3 protein-coding genes are annotated in these 19,427 nt (G+C 69.3%); all 3 read left to right on the top strand.

Annotated features, from left to right (window positions below; translation table 11 throughout):
* Positions 1–4 precede the first annotated feature (4 nt).
* Genes DSM104440_RS08525 through DSM104440_RS08535 form a run of 3 tightly spaced genes read left to right on the top strand, consistent with a single transcriptional unit; the run spans position 5 to position 19,412 of the window.
* Complete coding sequence (locus DSM104440_RS08525; protein ID WP_171161626.1) at positions 5–17,482, top strand: DUF7933 domain-containing protein; 17,478 nt, start codon at positions 5–7, stop codon at positions 17,480–17,482.
* Entirely contained in the window at positions 17,479–18,507 is a 1,029-nt protein-coding gene (locus DSM104440_RS08530) for a GGDEF domain-containing protein (protein ID WP_171161628.1), read from the top strand. The genes DSM104440_RS08525 and DSM104440_RS08530 overlap by 4 nt, the downstream gene beginning before the upstream one ends.
* Entirely contained in the window at positions 18,504–19,412 is a 909-nt protein-coding gene (locus DSM104440_RS08535) for a DMT family transporter (protein WP_171161629.1), read from the top strand. The genes DSM104440_RS08530 and DSM104440_RS08535 overlap by 4 nt, the downstream gene beginning before the upstream one ends.
* The last annotated feature ends 15 nt before the right edge of the window (positions 19,413–19,427 follow it).

Consider the following 19,427-nt stretch of genomic DNA (forward strand, 5'->3'; position numbering starts at 1 on the left):
AACCATGCGAACGCCCCCGCTCATCCGCCGACTCGCGATTGCCGCGATGGTCTTCATCGCGGGACAGGCGTTTGCGCAGGTGTGCCCGACGCCGCCGGTGGCGACGACGTACGTGCCGCCGATCAACACGTATTACTCCGGCACGGGCACCTCCGTACCCGGTGGCTCCACGACCATTCCGGTGGGCTCAATCGACCCGCGCGGCGCGCTGACCCCGATCGCCGCTGGCGATGTCATCGCGATCGTCCAGATGCAGGGCGCGGACATCGATTCGGGCAACACCAACCGGTACGGCAACGGGCAGGGTGACGGCAGCACGGGCTACACCAGCACCGGCGACTACGCGGGCGGTGCCACCAACATCACCGCGGGCACGCTGGAATACGCGGTGGCCTCCGGACCGGTCGGCGGCGGCGTGATTCCGATCTTCGGCACGCTCGTGAACAGCTACTCGAACGCGAACGCCACGACCGTTTCGGGCGCGCGCCGCTACCAGGTGCTGCGCGTGCCGCAGTACGCGAGCCTCGCGATCACCACGACAATCCAGGTCACGCCGTGGAACGGCAGCACCGGCGGCGTGGTGGCGATCGACGTCGCGGGGAACATGAACTTCATCGGCGGCGCGATCGACGCATCGGGCCGCGGCTTCCGCGGCGGCGGCGCGTTCGGCGGTGCTGCATTCACGATTGCCTGGTACAACTACGTCGCCTCGACCAACGCGTCGGCGCCCGGCGGCGGCGTGAAGGGCGAGGGCATCGCGGGAACACCGGCGCGCCTTTACTCCCCGCTCGTCCATGGCGCGATCGCCGTCGACCTTGGCGGGCAGGGCTACCCCGGCGGCGACTACGCGCGCGGCGCGCCGGGCAACGCGGGTGGCGGCTCGAACCAGCACAACGCGGGCGGTGGCGGCGGCGGCAACGGCGGGCGCGGCGGCATCGGCGGTCGCTCGTGGAACCAGCAGCAGAACAGCTATTCGGGCGAAGACATCGGTGGCTTCGGCGGCGACGCCGTCACCGGCGTGCGCGCCATGATGGGCGGCGGCGGCGGCGGCGCCGACATCAACAACCAGTGCGCGGGGGTCGGTTGCGCGGGCGGCAGCGGCGGGCCCGGCGGCGGCGTGGTGTTGATCCGCGCGGGAACGATGACGGGCTTCGGCACGATCTCGGCGAAGGGCAGCGACGCGCCCGATGGCGCCATCAATGCCACGGACGGCGCGGGCGCCGGTGGCGCGGGCGGCACGGTGGTCGTCCAGCTCGGCTCGGGTTCGATCCCGGGTGGCGTGAGCATCGACCTGCGCGGTGGCCGCGGTGGCAACACGAGCATGAACGCCACCAACGAGACCGACGGTCCCGGCGGTGGTGGCGGCGGCGGACGTCTTCTCGCATCGGCCGCGGGCGGTTCCGTGCAGCTCGGCGGCGGTGTCCCCGGCGTCATCTTCAATACGACCAACCCGGCCAACGGCACGTCCGACGGCGCGACCGCGGGCTCGAGCGGCACCACGACCAGCATCACCGCGGGCCAGATCCCCGGTGGCACGGGACCGGCGCAGTGCTTGCCGTCGCTCAACGTCACGAAGGTCACGTCGGCGGCGAATCTCCTGCCGGGTGCGGACCGCTTCAACTACACGATCACCGTCACCAACACCGGCACGGGCACGGCCCGCTCGGTGAACATCCTCGATAACCTGCCTGCGCCGCTGCTGCTGCGCGTCGATGGCATTGCGCTTTCGCTCACCAACGCCACGCGCACGTCGACCGTGACGCCGCCCGCGGGCACGGCGAACCTCACCATCGGCAGCTTCGACATTCCCGGCACGTCGCCCGGCCCCGCGGGCACGGTGACCGCGACGGTCACCGTCGACATCATCGGCGCGCCGCCGGGCAAGTACGACAACTCGGCCTCGGTGAACTTCCTCGATCCGACGACCACGGTTCCCGGCCAGCGCGTGAGCCCCGGCGGCACGTACGCGGGCGGCGGCACGGTCGCGGGCACGAACTACAACGGCTCGCTCGTGGGCAACACGGTGGAAGACACGTCGATCCTCGCCGGTCCCACGGTCACCAAGAGCTTCTCCGCGCCCACGATCGCCACGGGTGCGAGCACGACGCTCACGATCACCTTCACGAATCCCAATCCCACGTACTCGATGACCGCGGTCGGGATGATCGACGACCTGCCGCTGGGCGTGGTGGTCGCGAACACGCCGGCCTTCACGCAGACGCCGGGCGCTTGCGCGGGCACGGTCAACTCCGGCAACGTCGCCGGCCACACACGTATCAGCACGAGCGCGGCAACGCTTGCCGCGGGTGCGTCGTGCCAGATCACGGTGGCCGTCACGAGCACGACCGCCGGCCGCGTGACCAACGTGATCCCGCCGGGCAACGTCGTGGGTGTCGTGCAGGCCAACACGCTGGGCAACCTCGTCGAGGCCTCCGCACCGCTCACGGTGCTCGCCCCGCCGCAGATCACGAAGACCTTCACGCCCAACAACATGGCCGCGGGCGCGCAGTCGACGCTCACGCTCACGATCCGCAACCCGAACGGCAACACGCTGCCGCTCACCGGTGTCGCCTTCGCCGACAACTATCCGGCCGGCATCACGAACGTGACGCCCGGCTCGATCGCGCCCTCGGGGGCGGGTTGCGCGGGCAATGCGACCAGCATCAACGGCGGCACGCCGGGCATTTCGCTCGCCGCGGCGACCATCCCGGTGAACACGACGTGCGTGTGGACCACGACGATCACGAAGGCCGCGCCCAGCCCCGCGGGCGGGGACGTGAACACCACGGGTGCGGTCAGCGCCAGCGGCCCGGTCGCGCTCACCGGCAACACGGCCACCGACACGCTCACTGTCGCCGGCGGCGTGCTCGCGCCCACGCTGCACAAGACTTTCGGCACGGCGCTCATGGCCACGGGCGGCTCGACGCCGATGTCGCTCACGATCACCAACCCGAACGCCTCGCCGCTCACGGTGAGCTCGTTCACCGATGCCTTCCCGTCGGGCCTCGCGGTCGCCGCGGTGCCCGGGCTCGTCAACGGTTGCACGCTGACCGTCGCGGGTGTCGGCGCGGGCTCGACCACGGTCACGCTCTCGGGCGGCACGATCCCCGCGAACGGCAGCTGCACGTTGACGGTCAACGTGACGCCCTCGACGCCGGGCGACTACGTGAACGTGACCACGGCGCTGCTCACCGCACAGGCCCCGGCCTCCAACATCGCCTTCGCGTCGCTGACGGCGGTGGCCGCACCCGTCGCATTGAAGAGCTTCACGCCCGCGAACATCACCGCCGGCGCGATCTCGGTGATGCGCATTCGCCTCACGAACCCGGTCGCGAACCCCGTGCCGCTCACCGGCACCGCGTTCACCGACACGTTCCCGGGCGGACTGCGCGTCGCGACCACGCCGGGCCTCGTGAATTCTTGCGGCGGCACCATCGCTCCGGGCTCGGCCGCCAACGACACGAGCCTGGTCCTTTCCGGCGGCGTGATTCCCGTCGGCGGATCGTGCGAGATCCAGGTGAACGTCACCGCGACGGCCGCCTCGCTCTACAACAATTCCACCGGCCCGATCACGACGACCGCGGGCGCGACCGGCACCGCCGCGCTGGCGACGCTCGACGTGGACGGCAACACGCTGCCGCCGATCATCACGAAGACGATCTCGCCCAACCGCATCAACGCAGGCGGGGTGGCGCAACTCTCCTTCGCGATCGGCAACCCGAACGGCACGGTCATCCTCAGCGGCATCGGGGTGACGGACAACTTCCCGGCCGGCATGACGATCGCCTCGCCGCCGGGCGCGGTCTCGGGGGTGGTCTCGGCCGACAACCCCTGCGGCGCCACATTCACGGGCGGCCTCGCGACCAACACCAACGTCGTCGTGACGGCCCTGGGCCTCACGCCGTTGCAGACCTGCGCGCTGCGCTGGAACGTGACCAGCTCCACGCTGGGCAACGCCAACAACACGACCAACGCGATCACCGCTTCGGGCCCGTTCGCGCTCACGGGTAACGTCGGCAGCGCCTCGCTGCTCGTGCAGAGCCTCGCACCCCCCACCGCGACCAAGAGCTTCAACCCGGCGCAGATCGCCTCCAACGGCGTCACGCGCCTCACGATCACGGTCCTCAACGCGAACCCCTCGGACGATCTCACCGGCGTCGCGTTCACCGACACCTTCCCGGCGGGCCTCTCGGTTTCGGCCACGCCGTCGCTCACGAACACCTGCGCGCTCACGGCCTCGGGCACGGGCTCGGGCAGCACGGCGCTCACCGTCACCGCGGGCACCATTCCCGCCGGCGGCGCGTGCGAACTCTCGATCAACGTCACGTACACGGGCGCGACCGGCAACGTCACCAACACGACGAGCACGATCACGACGGGGCAGACCACGGCCGGCGCCGCGGCCTCGGCGGTGCTCTCGATCGTGGCGCCGCAGCCGCCGGTGCTCACCAAGGCCTTCAACCCGAGCCAGATCATCGCGACCGGCCAGTCGACGATGACGCTCACGATCGTGAATCCGAACGCGAGCTTCGCGCTGACGGGCGTGGCGTTCACCGACAACTATCCCGCGGGCCTCACCAACGTCGCGGCCGGTGCGGTCGTTCCGGTCGGCGCGGGATGCGCGAACAACGCGACGAGCGTCAACGGCGGCACGCCGGGCATCAGCCTCACGGGGGCCACGATTCCCGCGGGCGGTTCCTGCTCCTGGACCACGACCGTCACGAAGGCCACCGCGGGCAACGTCACGAACACCACGGGCTCGGTCACCGCGACCGGACCGGTGGCGCTCACGGGCAACGTCGCGAGCACGAACCTCGGCGTCGGCACGTTGCTGGCACCGCAGGTCGACAAGCTCTTCATCCCCGACCACATCGAGCGCGATGGCGTCACCCAGCTCAACCTGTCCATCACCAATCCGAACGCGGGCGTGATCCTGAGCGGCGTCACGCTCACCGACACGTTCCCGGCGGGAATGACCGTCACGGCGGCACCCGGCGTGACGACCGGTGTCGTGTCAGCGACGAATACCTGCGGCCTCACGTTCACGGGCGGCACGGCCGCCGCCGGCAACATCACGGTGACCGGCGGCCAGATCCCCGCGGGCGCCACGTGCCTGCTCGCGGTGAACGTCACCAAGTCGACGGCCGGCAGCGTCACGAACACGACCGGCACCGTGGCCGTGACCACGCCGACCGCACTCACCGGCAACACGGCCTCCGCGCGCCTCACCGTGCTGAGCTACCTCCCGCCGCAGCTCACGATGACGATCGCGCCCGCGCAGATCGCGGTCAGTGGCACGGCGACGATGACGTTCACGCTCGTGAACCCGAATCCGAACACGGCGCTCACGGGTGTCGCGTTCAACACAGGGGTCTGGGGCAACGGCTGGGTCGTCGCCGCCGCCCCGGCCCTCGTGAACGCTTGCGCCCTCACGGTCCAGGACACGGGCGGCGGCGCGCTCGCCGCGGCCGATACCGGCATCCAGGTCACCGGCTCCACGCTCGGCGCGGGCGCCACGTGCACCGTGTCGGTGAACATCACCGATACGACCGCGGGCACCGCCACCGACGCCACGAACGCCATCACGGCGACAGGCCCGGTCGCGCTTACCGGCAACACCGCATCGGCCACGCTCGTCACCAACAACGCCGCCGCGACCGATCCCCCGCAGGTCTTCAAGTCGTTCAGCCCGCAGCAGATCACGCAGGGCGGCCTGTCGGTGATGACGCTGACGATCACCAACCCGAATGCGGTGGCGCTGACCGGTATCGCGGTCACCGACACGTTCCCGGCCAACCTGGTGATCGCAAACGTGCCCGGCGTCACGAGCGCGGTCGTCTCGTCCACCAACTCCTGCGGCCTCACTTTCACGGGCGGTGCGGCGGGCAACGGCAACATCGCCGTCACCACGGGCACCGTGCCGGCGAACAGCTCGTGCACGCTGCAGGTGAACGTCACCACGACTGCCGCCGCCACGCTGCAGAACCTCACGGGCAACGTGAGCGCCACGGGACCGGCCGCGGTCACGGGCAACACGGCGGGCGCCACGCTCATCTCCGCCGCGCCGCTGCCGCCGGTCGTGAGAGTCGCCTTCACGCCGCCGCAGGTCGAAAGCGGGCAGGAGTCGCGGCTCTATATCGAGATCCAGAATCCGAACCCGCAGACCAACCTCGCGGGCATCGCGGTCACGAATACCTTCCCCGCGAACGTCGTCGTCGGCGCCACGCCCAATGTCACGGCGGATCCGCCCGGGGCCTGCACCGGCATCACGACCACGGACACCGGCGGCGGCGCCCTCGGCAGCGGCGACACGGGGATCAACATCTCCACGCTCACCATCAACGCGGGCACGGGATCGTGCCGCATCGGCATCAATGTCCGCCGCAATCCGGTGGGCACGGGCGTGCACACGCACACCACCGGTGCGGTCACCTCGACCACCGGCGGCGGCCTCACCGGCAACACCGACAGCGCGACCGTGACCTGGGTGGCGGTGGGCACGCTGCTCCCGCCGCAGCTCGCCAAGGTGATCACGCCCTCGATCATCAACGTGGGCGGCATCGCGCGGCTGCGTTACACGATCACCAACCCGAACCCGAACGCGCTCGCGGGCGTGACCTTCAGCGACACGTTCGCGCTGAACATGGTGATCGGTCCCGCAGTCAATCTCGTGAACAGCTGCGGCCTCACGCTCACGGGCGGGGCCGCAGGCAACAACAACATCGGCGTCACCGCGTTCACGCTCCAGCCCTCGACGCAATGCGTGGTCGAGGTCGACGTCACGGCGAGCGTGGCGGGCAACTTCACGAGCACCGCAGGCCCGATCGTCTCGACGACCGCGGGCAACGGCAACAGCGCCTCGGCGACCCTCTCGGCCGCGACGGTCGCACCACCCGTGCTGTCGAAGTCGTTCACGCCGACCTCGGCGCAGCCCAACGACGTCGTGGTGATGAGCTTCACCATCACCAACCCGAACCTCACGGCGAACCTCACCACGCTCGCTTTCACGGATACCTTCCCGGCGGGCCTCGTCGTCGCGGCAACGCCCGGCGTCGCATCGGGTGTGGTGTCCACCACCAACTCGTGCGGCCTCGTCTTCACGGGTGGCGCCGCGGGCAACAACAACATCAACGTCACCAACGGCATCGCGCCGTCGGCGGGCGTTTGCATCCTGGCGGTGAACGTCACGAAGGCCACGGCGGGCTCGGTCGTCAACACGACCGGCGCGATCACCTCGGCCAACGGCGGCACGGGCAACACGGCTTCGGCGAGCCTGGACATCGCGACCCGTCCGCCGCAGATCGGCAAGAACATTTCCCCGCGCCTGTTCGTGACCGGCACCAACGCCACGCTTTCCTTCACGCTCACCAACTCCAACTCCACGACGGCGCTCAACCAGATCGCTTTCGTCGACACCTTCCCGGCGGGCCTCACGGTGGCCGCGGGCACGAACGCCGCGAGCGGTGTCGTGAGTGCCCAGAACACGTGCGGCCTCGCGTTCACCAACGGCACGGTGGGGGCGACGGCGGTGTCGATCACCGGAGCGCAGAACCAGTCGCTCCCCGCGGGCGCAACGTGCACGCTCTCGTTCACCGTCACCAGCGCCACGCTGGGCAACGCGGTGAACACGACCGGCGCGATCTCGTCGACGAACGGCGGCACGGGCAACGTCGCGAGCTCGGCCTACGACGTGGCGACCGCGCTGCTGCCGCTGTCGCTCACCAAGAGCTTCTCGCCCTCGACCATCAACGCGGGCGGCACGAGCGAGATGGTGTTCGCCGTCGAGCACCTTAACCGCACGATCACCGCCGCCGGCGTGGCCTTCACCGACACCTTCCCGGCGGGCATGACGATTGCCAATCCCCCGGGTGCGGTGACCGGTGTGACCTCGCCGCTCAACACCTGCGGCTTCACGTTCACCGGTGGCACGTCGGGTGCGTCGAACGTGGCGGTCACCGGCGGCTCCATCGGCCAGACGACGACCTGCTTCCTGCGCTTCTACGTGACGTCCGCGACGCCGGGCGTGCACACGAACACGACCTCGACCATCACGTCGAGCACCACGGGCATCGGCGCGGGCGCGGCCTCGAGCGCGAACCTGCAGGTCAACACGGCGGTCACCCCGCAGGTGCTCACCAAGCAGATCTCGCCCGGCACCATCGCCCCCGGCGGCACGGCGCAGCTGCGCCTCACGATCCGCAACCCGAACCTCTCGACGCCGATCACGGGCCTCAACCTCACCGACAACTTCCCCGCGGGAATGACGGTGGCGACGATCCCGTCGTTCACCAACACCTGCGGCGGCACGGTCACGACGGGCAACGTCGCCGGCCATACGTCGATCGTCATCACCGGCGCGTCCGTGACCGCGGGCCAGACCTGCGTGATCGAGACCAACATCACCTCGAGCACGGTGGGCGTGCACAACAACACGGTCGCTTCCAACTCCTCGAGCGCCGGCTCGGGCACAGCGCCCAACGCAACGCTCACGGTCGTCGCCCCCACGCTCACCAAGGCCTACACCGGTGTTGGCGCGACGATCGACCCGGGCCAGGCGACCACGCTCACGTTCACGATCACCAACGGCGCGGGCAACCCGCTCGCGACCGGCATCAACTTCACCGACACGCTTCCGGCATCGATCACGGTGCACGGCACGCCCAACGTGCAGACCAACTGCCCGGCGGGTGGAGCGCAAGCCGCGCCCACGTTCACGGTCACGACCACACCCACGACCGCGATCGCCGTCACCGGCCTCGCGCTCAACGCGGGTGTGGCGTCCTGCACGCTTTCGGTCAACGTCACTTCGAGCGTGGTGAACCCGAACTGCGGCGCGAACCCGGTGAGCCACACCAACGCCGGGGCCAACATCGGCAGCCTTGCGAACGTCGCCAACGGCGTCACGCAGCAGTGCCTGATCGTTCGCCCGGCGCCGTCGCTCACGAAGGCCTTCAGCGTCGCGAACCTGGGCCTCGGCCAGACTGCCGCGAACTTGGTCTTCACGATCGACAACTCGGCGGTGGGTGCGGTGAACCGCACGGGCCTCGCGTTCACGGACACGCTGCCCGCGGGCATCAACATCGCCAACCCGCCGGCGGTCACGAACAACGGCAACTGCGGCACGCCGACGATCACGGCGGCCGACACGACGCAGCCCTTCACCGCGTCGAACATCAACGTGAACGCGACGCAGATCTGCACGATCACGCTCACGGTGCGCGGCGTGACGCTGGGCGGGGCCACCAACGGCGCGGGGCAGATGAGCGCGCTGACCGGCCTCACGAACAACGTCACGAACCAGTTGATCACGGTCGTGCAGCCGTCGCTCAACAAGGCGTTCGTGCCGCTGACGATCGACCAGGGCGGCACGTCGGTCCTCACGTTCACGATCACCAACGGCACGGGTAACCCGGCGCAGTCAGGGCAGGGCTTCACCGACACGCTGCCCGCGGGCGTGCTGGTGGGTGCCACACCCGGCGTGACGACCAATTGCCCGGCCGGCGCCGGCTTCGCGGCCCCCGGTGGCGGAATGGTGGTCACGGCCACCGCGAGCACGAATTCGATCGCGGTCACCGGGCTCTCGATGAGCAGCGGGGTCGCGAGCTGCGAAGTGCGCGTGAACGTTTCGGCCGCGGCCGCGGGTTCGTACATCAACAACCTGAGCAACATCTCGGTGCCGGTGCGCATCGACACGGCGACCGTGACGCCGTCGACGCTCACCGTGCAGGCGCTGCCCACGCTCACGAAGGCCTTCGGCGCGGCCGACATCGGCATCGGCCAGTCGACCTCGCTCACCTTCACGATCACGAATCCGGCGGCCGCTCCGGCGCGCACCGGCCTCACGTTCACGGACACGCTGCCGACGAACCTCGTGATCGCCACGCCCAACGGCTTGGTGAACAACTGCGGCGGCGGCGGCATCACGGCCACGGCCGGCGGTACCGCCATCACCGTCGTGGGACCCGGCGTGAACGCCGCGGTCGGCGCCTCGAGCTGCACGATCGTCGTGAACGTGACGAGCGCCACTGCGGGCACGTACGTAAACGGCGCCGCGCAGGTGACTCCGATCGCCGGAATGCTCAACGGCGTCACCAACCAGACGTTGAACGTGCGCCAGGCCGGGCTCACGAAGGCGTTCGTGCCGACCACGGTCGATGCCGGCGCGCCCTCGGTGCTCACCTTCACGGTCACCAACGGCACGAACAACCCGTCGCAGTCGGGCATCGGCTTCACCGACACGCTGAGCGCAGGCTTGCTGGTCGCGGGCACGCCCAACGTCCAGACGAATTGCCCGGCGGGCGGCGGCACCTTTGCCGCACCCGTGGGACCGATGGCGGTGACCGCGACCGGCGGCACCAACTCCATCGCGGTCACGGGCCTGTCGATGAACGGCACGGTGGCAACCTGCGAAGTGCGCGTGAACGTTTCCGCCGCGACCGCGGGCAGCTACGCCAACAACACCGGCAACATGTCCGCGCTCGCCCGCGTGACCAACAACGTGGCCCTGTCGACGCTGACCGTGCAGGCGTTGCCCACGCTCACCAAGGCGTTCGGCGCGACCGACATCGGTGTCGGCCAGTCCACCTCGCTCACCTTCACGATCAACAACCCGGCGGGCGCTCCGGCGCGCACCGGACTCACGTTCACCGACACGCTGCCCGGCACCCTGGTCATCGCGACACCCAACGGGCTCGTCAACAGTTGCGGCGGCAGCGGCATCACCGCGACGGCCGGCACCAACAGCATCGCCGTCGCTTCGCCGGGCGTGAACGCCGCGATCGGCTCCTCGACCTGCACGATCGTGGTGAACGTCACCAGCGCCACCGCGGGCACGTTCGTGAACGGCGCCGCGCAGGTCACGCCGATCGCGGGCCTCGTGAACAGCGTGACCAACCAGACGTTGAACGTCCGCCAGGCCGCGCTCACGAAGGCGTTCGTTCCGACCACCGTGGATGCGGGCGCGCCCTCGGTGCTCACCTTCACGATCACCAACGGCACGAACAACCCGGCGCAAACCGGAATCGCCTTCACCGACACGCTGACCGCTGGCCTGCTCGTCGCGGGTACGCCCAACGTGCAGACGAACTGCCCGGCCGGCGGCGGCTTCGCCGCACCGGTGGGCCCGATGGCGGTGACCGCGACGGGTGGCACGAATTCGATCGCGGTGACCGGGCTCTCGATGACCGCTGCGGTGGCGAGCTGCGAAGTGCGCGTGAATGTCTCTGCCGCGGCCGCAGGGAGCTACGCCAACAACAGCGGCAACATGTCCGCGCTCGCCCGCGTCACCAACAGCGTGGCGTTGTCGACGCTCACGGTGCAGGCGCTGCCGACCCTGACCAAGGCCTTCGGCGCGGCGGACATCGGTGTCGGCCAGACGACCTCGCTCACCTTCACGATCACCAATCCCGCGGGCGCTCCGGCGCGCACGGGGCTCACGTTCACCGACACGCTGCCGACGAACCTCGTCGTCGCGACACCGAACGGCCTCGTGAACAACTGCGGCGGCAGCGGCGTCACCGCGACCGCCACGACCGGCACCATCACCGTCGCCAGCCCCGGCGTGAACGCCGCGGTCGGCGCTTCGAGCTGCACGATCGTCGTGAACGTCACGAGCGCGACGGCGGGCACCTACATCAACGGTGCGGCGCAGATCACGCCGATCGCCGGCATGGTGAATGGAGTCACGAACCAGACGCTGAACGTCCGCCAGGCCACGCTCAACAAGGCCTTCGTGCCCACGACCATCGACGCGGGCGGCACCTCGGTGCTCACGTTCACCGTCACCAACGGCACGAACAACCCGGCGCAGACGGGCATCAACTTCACCGACACGCTGACGGCGGGAGTCCTCGTCGCCGGCACGCCGAACGTGCAGACCAACTGCCCGGCGGGCGGCGGCTTCGCGGCCCCGGTGGGTCCGATGGCGGTCACGGCCACGGGGGGCACGAATTCGATCGCGGTCACCGGCCTCTCGATGAGCAACGCGGTCGCGAGCTGCGAAGTGCGCGTGAACGTCAGCGCCGCCGCTTCGGGCAGCTACGTCAACAACTCCGGCAACATGTCGTCGCTCGCGCGCGTCACCAACAGCGTGACGGGCTCGACGTTGACGGTGAATGCGCTGCCCACGCTCACGAAGGCCTTCGGCGCGACCGACATCGGTGTCGGCCAGACGACTTCGCTCACCTTCACGATCACGAATCCGGCGGCCGCTCCGGCGCGCACCGGGCTCACGTTTACCGACACCTTGCCCGGAACGCTGGTCATCGCCACGCCCAACGGGCTCGTCAACAATTGCGGCGGCAGCGGCATCACCGCGACGGCCGGCACCAACAGCATCGCGGTTGCTTCGCCGGGCGTGAATGCGGCGATCGGCGCCTCGAGCTGTACGATCGTGGTGAACGTCACCAGCGCCACCGCGGGCACGTTCGTGAACGGCGCCGCGCAGGTCACGCCGATCGCCGGCCTCGTCAACGGCGTGACGAACCAGACGCTCAACGTTCGCCAGGCTTCGCTCAACAAGGCCTTCGTGCCCACGGCGATCGACCAGGGCGGCACGTCGGTCCTCACCTTCACGGCGACCAACGGCGCGAACAACCCGGCGCAAACCGGAATCGACTTCACCGACACGCTGCCTGCGGGCGTGCTCGTGGGTGCGACCCCGGGTGTCGTGACCAATTGCCCGGCTGGTGGCGGCTTCGCGGCGCCGGTGGGCCCGATGGCGGTCACCGCGACCGCGTCCACCAACTCGATCGCCGTGACCGGCCTCACGATGAGCAACGCGGTCGCGAGCTGCGAAGTGCGCGTGAACGTATCGGCCGCGGCCTCGGGCAGCTACATCAACAACTCGGGCAACATGTCGGCCCTCGCGCGCGTCACCAACAGCGTGACGCCTTCGACGCTGACGGTCTCGGCGTTGCCGATCCTTACCAAGGCGTTTGCGTCCTCGAGCGTGGGCACCAGCCAGGTTGTGAACCTGGTGTTCACGATCACCAATCCGGCCGGTGCACCGGCGCGGAGCAACATCACCTTCACCGACAGCCTGCCCGCGGGCCTCGTGGTCGCCAATCCGCCTGCGCCGTCGACGACGTGTACCGGATCGCCGACGTTTACCGCGGTCGACGGCACCGGCACCTTCGCGGTGACCGGCACGGGCGTGAACGCCGCCGCCGGCGCTTCCGCTTGTACCGTGACCGTGGCGGTGCGCGCGGCCAGCGCGGGCAGCTACCTCAACGCGAACGCGAACATCACCGCCTTCGTGAACCTGATCAACAACGTGGGCAACAACACGCTCACGGTGCTCAACCGCCCGACGGTGGCCAAGGCCTTCGGCGCGGCGTCGATTCCGACCGGCGGCAACACCACGCTCACGATCACGCTCACCAACCCGAATGCGGCGCCGATCACCGGCGCGGCCTTCACCGACAACTTCCCCGTGGCGCCGGGCGCGATGACGCTCTTCAACACGTCCACGACCAACACCTGCGGCGGCACGCTCACCGACAACACCGCCGGCGCACTCGGTGCAGGGGACACCGGCATCCAGCTCACCGGCGGCACGATCCCCGCGTCGGGCTCCTGCCTGGTGACCGTGAACATCACGGCCGCCGTCGCGGGCGTGTACACGAACACCCTGGCCATCGGCGCGGTGACCACCACCAACGCTGGCGCCAACACGGCGGCCGCCACGGCGAACCTCGTCGTGGCCGCACCCGCGACGATCGCGAAGGCCTTCCTGCCGACGACGATCGCGGCCGACGGCACCTCGACCATCACCTTCACGCTCAGCAACGGCAACACGATCGCGCTCACGGGCGCGGGCTTCACCGACGCGTTGCCCAACATGTCGATCAACGCCAACCAGGCGGCGGGCGGCACGTGTACGGGCGCGGGCACGAACAACTTCACGCTGGGCCAGACGGCGCTCACGTTCACCGGCCTCACGATCCCGCTGTCGGGCTCGTGCACGGTGACGGTGGTCGTGACGAGCGACATCCCCGGCACGCACAGCAACTCGACCTCGGGTGTGTCGAGCACGGAGACGGGAACGGGCGCCGCCTCGAATTCGGCGACGCTGACCGTGACGGCCGCCGCGCCCACGATCACCAAGGCGTTCGCGCCCGCGTCGATCGCGGCCGACGGCACCTCGACCGTCACGTTGTCGATCGCCAACACCAACGGCGTGGCGCTCACCGGCGCGGGCTTCACCGACGCGCTGACCAACATGACGATCAACGCCAACCAGGCGGCGGCCGGCACCTGCGTAGGCGCGGGCACGAACAATCTCACGGCGGGACAGACCGCGATCACGATCTCCGGGCTCACGATTCCGGCCAACGGCGCGTGCACGGTGACGTTCGTCGTGACGAGCGACGTGCCGGGCGTGCACAACAACGCCACGTCGGGCGTGTCGAGCGCGCAGGCGCCGACGGGTGCCGTGTCCAACACCGTGACCCTCACGGTGACTGCGAACGCGCCGACGATCGCCAAGGCGTTCCTGCCGACGACGATCTCCGCGGGCGCGACCTCGACGATCACCTTCACGCTGACCAACACGCTGGGCGTGCCGCTCACGGCTGCGACGTTCACCGACACGCTCGCCAACATGTCGATCAACGCGAACCAGGCGGCGGCCGGCACGTGCGTGGGCGCGGGCACGAACAACTTCACGGCGGGCCAGACCGCGCTGACACTCTCCGGCCTCACGGTGCCCGCCAACGGCGCGTGCACGGTGACGGTCGTGGTGACGAGCGTGACGCCGGGCGTGCAGCCGAACACCACATCCGGAGTCGCGAGCACGGAAGCGCCCACGGGCGCGGTCTCCAACACCGCGAACCTCACGGTCACGGCCACGGGCCCGACCATCGCCAAGGCGTTCTCGCCGACCTCGATCGTGGCCGACGGCACCTCGACGATCACCTTCACGATCACCAATCCGCAGGCGATCCCGCTCACCTCCGCAAACTTCACCGATCCGCTCACCAACATGTCGATCTTCGCGGCGGGTCCCGCGGGCGGCACGTGTGCGGGCGCTTCCGGGAACTTCTATACGGCGGGGCAGACCGCCATCTCGGTGACCGGCCTCACGATCCCGGCCTCGGGCTCGTGCACGGTGACCCTCGTCGTCACGAGCGATATCCCGGGCGTTCACTCGAATACATCCTCCGGGGTCGCGAGCACGGAAGCGCCCACGGGTGCGCCTTCGAACGCCGCGAGCCTCACGGTCACCGCCGCGCCGCCCACGATCGCCAAGGCCTTCAACCTCGCGAGCATCGTGGTCAACACGACCTCGACGATCACCTTCACGATCGCCAACGGCAACGCCATCCCGCTCACCGGCGCTTCGTTCACCGACACGCTCGTGAACATGCAGATCAACGCAACGGGCGCGGCTGGCGGCACGTGCGCGGGTGCCGCGAGCAACAACTTCACGGCGGGGCAGACGGCGCTCACGTTCAGCGGCCTCACGATCCCGCTCAACGGCTCGTGCACGGTGACCGTGGTGGTCCTGGGCAACGTGATCGGCGTGCAGCCGAACCAATCGAGCGGTGTCGCGAGCAACGAAGCCCCGACGGGTGCGGCCTCCAACGTAGCGAACCTCACGGTGCAGCCGCTGCCGCCGACGATCGCGAAGGCGTTCGGCCCGACGAGCATCCTCTCGGGCGGCACCTCGACGCTCACCGTCACGATCGGCAACCCGAATCCGAGCGCGATCACGGTCACGTCGGTCACGGATACGTTCCCGGCCGGCGTCACGCGAGCCGGAACGCCGCTCGATTCGACGACGTGCGCCGGCGGCGTGACCAGCGGCGGCGCGGGAACGCTCACGCTCACGGGCGGCACCGTGCCCGCCAACAGCTCGTGCACGTTCCAGGTCAACGTCACCGCCTCGGTCGCCGGCTCGTACGTGAACACGATCCCGATCGGTGCGCTCACGACCAGCGGCGGCTTCAACACCTCGGCTGCCACGGCGACGCTGACCGTCGATCCGGTGGCCGACCTGCAGATCATCAAGAGCGCGCCGGCCACGATCGGCACGGGCCAGGTGCTCACCTACACGATCTCGGTGACGAACCTCGGGCCGGATTCCGCGAACGGCGCGCAGTTTGCCGACACGGTGCCCGGCGCGTTCTCGTCGCCGCTCGCCTCGTGCGGCGGTGCGACCGGCGGCGCGGTTTGCGGCACGGTGAACGTGGCCGGACCCAACGTGTCCAGCACGATCACCACGCTGCCCTCGGGCGCGAGCGTGACCTTCTCGATCAGCGGCACGGTGTCGGGCCTGGGCGTCGTCTCCAACACCGCGACCATCGCGGTGCCCGGCGGCGTGACCGATCCGAACAATGCGAACAACACGTCGACCGCGAACACGACACTGCTCGCTCCCGACCTCACGATCACCAAGACCCACGTGGGCAACTTCACCGTGGGGGCGAACGGCGTCTACACGATCTCGGTGCAGAACGGCCTGGGTTCGCTCGCGACCTCGGGCGTGATCACCGTGGTCGACACATTGCCCGCGGGCCTCACCTTCGTCAGCGGCGTGGGTACTGGCTGGGCGTGCGTGAGCGCGCCGCCTTCGGTGACCTGCACGTCGTCGACCCCGATCGCCGCAGGCAACAGCGGCAACCCGATCACGCTCACGGTCGCGGTCGGCCCGACGGCAATTCCCGCGGTGACGAACCTCGTGACGGTGGCCGGCGGTGGCGAGCCGGCTGCGGCCACCAACAACAACACCGCTTCGGATAACGCGGCGGTCTCCGGCGCGGGCGTGAACGCCTTCGCGCCGAACAACGCGCAGACGAGCGGGCCGGGCACGACGGTCAACTACACGCACACCTTCAACGCGGGTCTCGCGGGCAGTGTCGCGTTCACGACCACCGCCGTGGCCACGCCGGCCGTACCGGGCTGGACGCAGCAGATCTACCGCGACACCAATTGCAACGGCGTGCTCGATGGCGCGGAGAATGCCGCGGTCCTTGCGGCGCCGGTGGCCGTGAATCCGGGCGACGTGGTCTGCATCATCGTGCGCGACAACATCCCGGGCGCGGCACCCTACAACGCGCAGAACCAGATCACGGTCACGGCGACCTTCAACGGTTCGACGACCTACCCGCGCACCGACATCACGACCGTCGGCGGCACGGCGGGTAGCGGACTCACGCTGGCGAAGACCGTGCGCAACGTCACGCAGGGCGGCGCGGTCGGCACGAGCGGCAACGCGCGCCCCAACGACGTTCTCGAATACACGATCACGTACACGAACTCCGGCTCGGGCGCGGTGAGCACGATCGTCGTCACCGACGCCACGCCTTCCTTCACCCAGTACCTGGCGGCACTGTGCGGCACGCTGCCCCCGGGCATCACCTGCGGCGTCACCTCGCAACCCGCCGTCAACGGTACCGGCTCCATCGTCTGGACGCTTGGCGGATCGCTCCTCTCCGGAGGCAGCGGCTCGGTGAGCTATACAGTAAGGGTCAACCCATGAGTGAAAGCACCGTCATCGTCCGTCGGCCGCCGGTGGGGCCGATGGGCAAGCTCATTCGCATCGCGATCGCCACGGTGACGATCGCGCTGGTGTTCGCATCCAGCATGAACGCCGCGCTGGGCCTGCGGGACATCGCGATCCTCTATGCGCTCGGGGCGCCGCTCGGCGTTTCGGCCTGGGGTTTCGCGCGCGTCGGGCACCACGAGGCGGCGGTCGTGCTGCTGTCGCTCGTGCTCACCACGGTCACCACGCTCACGCTCTACATGAGCCCCTTCGGCGTCCACGATGTCGCCGTGGTCACGTATTCGGGCGTGCTGCTCTTCAACGCCTTGCTGCTCTCGCGGCCGCACTTCCTCTCGATGGCCGCCATCGTCCTGCTGGTGGGCACGATGGTCTTCGTGCTCGATGCGATGGGCCTCACGGAGAGCAAGCTGCCCGGCAGCTGGAAGCCGCTCCTCGATTTCGTCCTGATCACCGGCGTCGTGGGCGGTCTCGCGCGCACCGTCGCGGAAATCCTCTACGGCAGCCTTGGCGACGCGCAGCAGCACGCGATCAAGGACCCGGTCACCGGAGTCTCCAACCGGCAGCGCTTCATGGGCCAGGCCCAGGCGCGCATTCGCGCAATGCCCGCCGATGAGTTCGGCGTGCTGGCCCTGGTGGACATCGACAACTTCCGTCGCATCAATCACGTCGTGGGCCATACCGCGGCCGACCGCATCCTCGCGGAGGTCGCCCGGCGCGCCCAGACGGTGCTCCCCGGCGTGCTCGTGGGGCGCGTCGGTGACGACGAGATCGCCGTGCTCGCGCTGGGAATGGAGCGGCTCACCGAAGTCGAGTCGTTCGTGCATCGCCTGCACGCCACGCTTTGCTTCGAACACATGGGCGTGTCCCTCACGACCACCCTCGGCAAGGCTCTCGTGCCCAGCGAGGGCAAGGGGATCGACGCGCTCATGATGGTGGCCGACGCGGCGCTCACCCAGAATCGCGGCGGGAGCAATTCGCGTCCCGTAACCGGAGCGCGATGACGCCGGCCGAAAGGCAGTCGCGCATCGTCGGGGCGGTATTCGTCGCGGTCGCCGCGGTCGCATTTTCCGGCAAGGCCATCATCATCAAGCTCGCGTATCGCTACGGCGTCGATGCCGTGACGCTGCTGGCGCTGCGCATGCTCTTCAGCGCGCCGCTGTTTCTCGTGCTCGGGATCTGGGCCTCGCGCGCGTTCGATTCCGAGGCGCTCACGCCCGCCGACCACCGCACGGTGATCATCCTGGGGCTGCTCGGCTACTACCTCTCGAGCCTCTTCGATTTCATAGGCCTGCAGTACATCACCGCGGCGCTCGAGCGCCTGGTGCTGTTCCTGTATCCGACCCTCGTGATGCTGCTCGCCGCGCTGATCTACAAGCGGCCCATCACGCGGCGCGACCTCTTCGCGCTCGGCCTCTCGTACCTGGGCATCGTGCTGGTGTTCGCGAACGACCTGTCGATCCAGGGCAGCACCGTGCTCACCGGATCCTTCTGGGTCTTCCTCTCGGCGCTCTTCTACGCGATCTACCTGCTGGGCAGCGGGCGCCTCGTCACGCGGCTGGGCAGCATGCGCTTCGCCTGCTACGCGGGCCTCGTGTCGTGCGTGGGGGTCGTCACGCATTTCTTCGTGACGCGCGACGCTTCACTGCTCATGGGGCAGCCCGCCGAGGTGTACTGGCTGGCGTTGCTGATGGCCGGGGTCTCGACCGTGCTGCCGATCATCCTCACCTCGGAAGGAATCCGTCGCATGGGTTCGAGCCACGCGGCGATGGTGAGCGCGGTGGGTCCCGTGGCGACGATCTTCCTGGGGTTCTGGTTCCTCGGGGAGCCGATCACGGCGATCCAACTGGCGGGTGCGGCATTGGTGATGGCAGGGGTGTTGGCGATTTCGCTGCAGAAGAAAAACTAAGTGTCATCCTGAGGA

The sequence above is a fragment of the Usitatibacter palustris genome (assembly GCF_013003985.1).
In the GTDB taxonomy this organism is placed as follows: domain Bacteria; phylum Pseudomonadota; class Gammaproteobacteria; order Burkholderiales; family Usitatibacteraceae; genus Usitatibacter; species Usitatibacter palustris.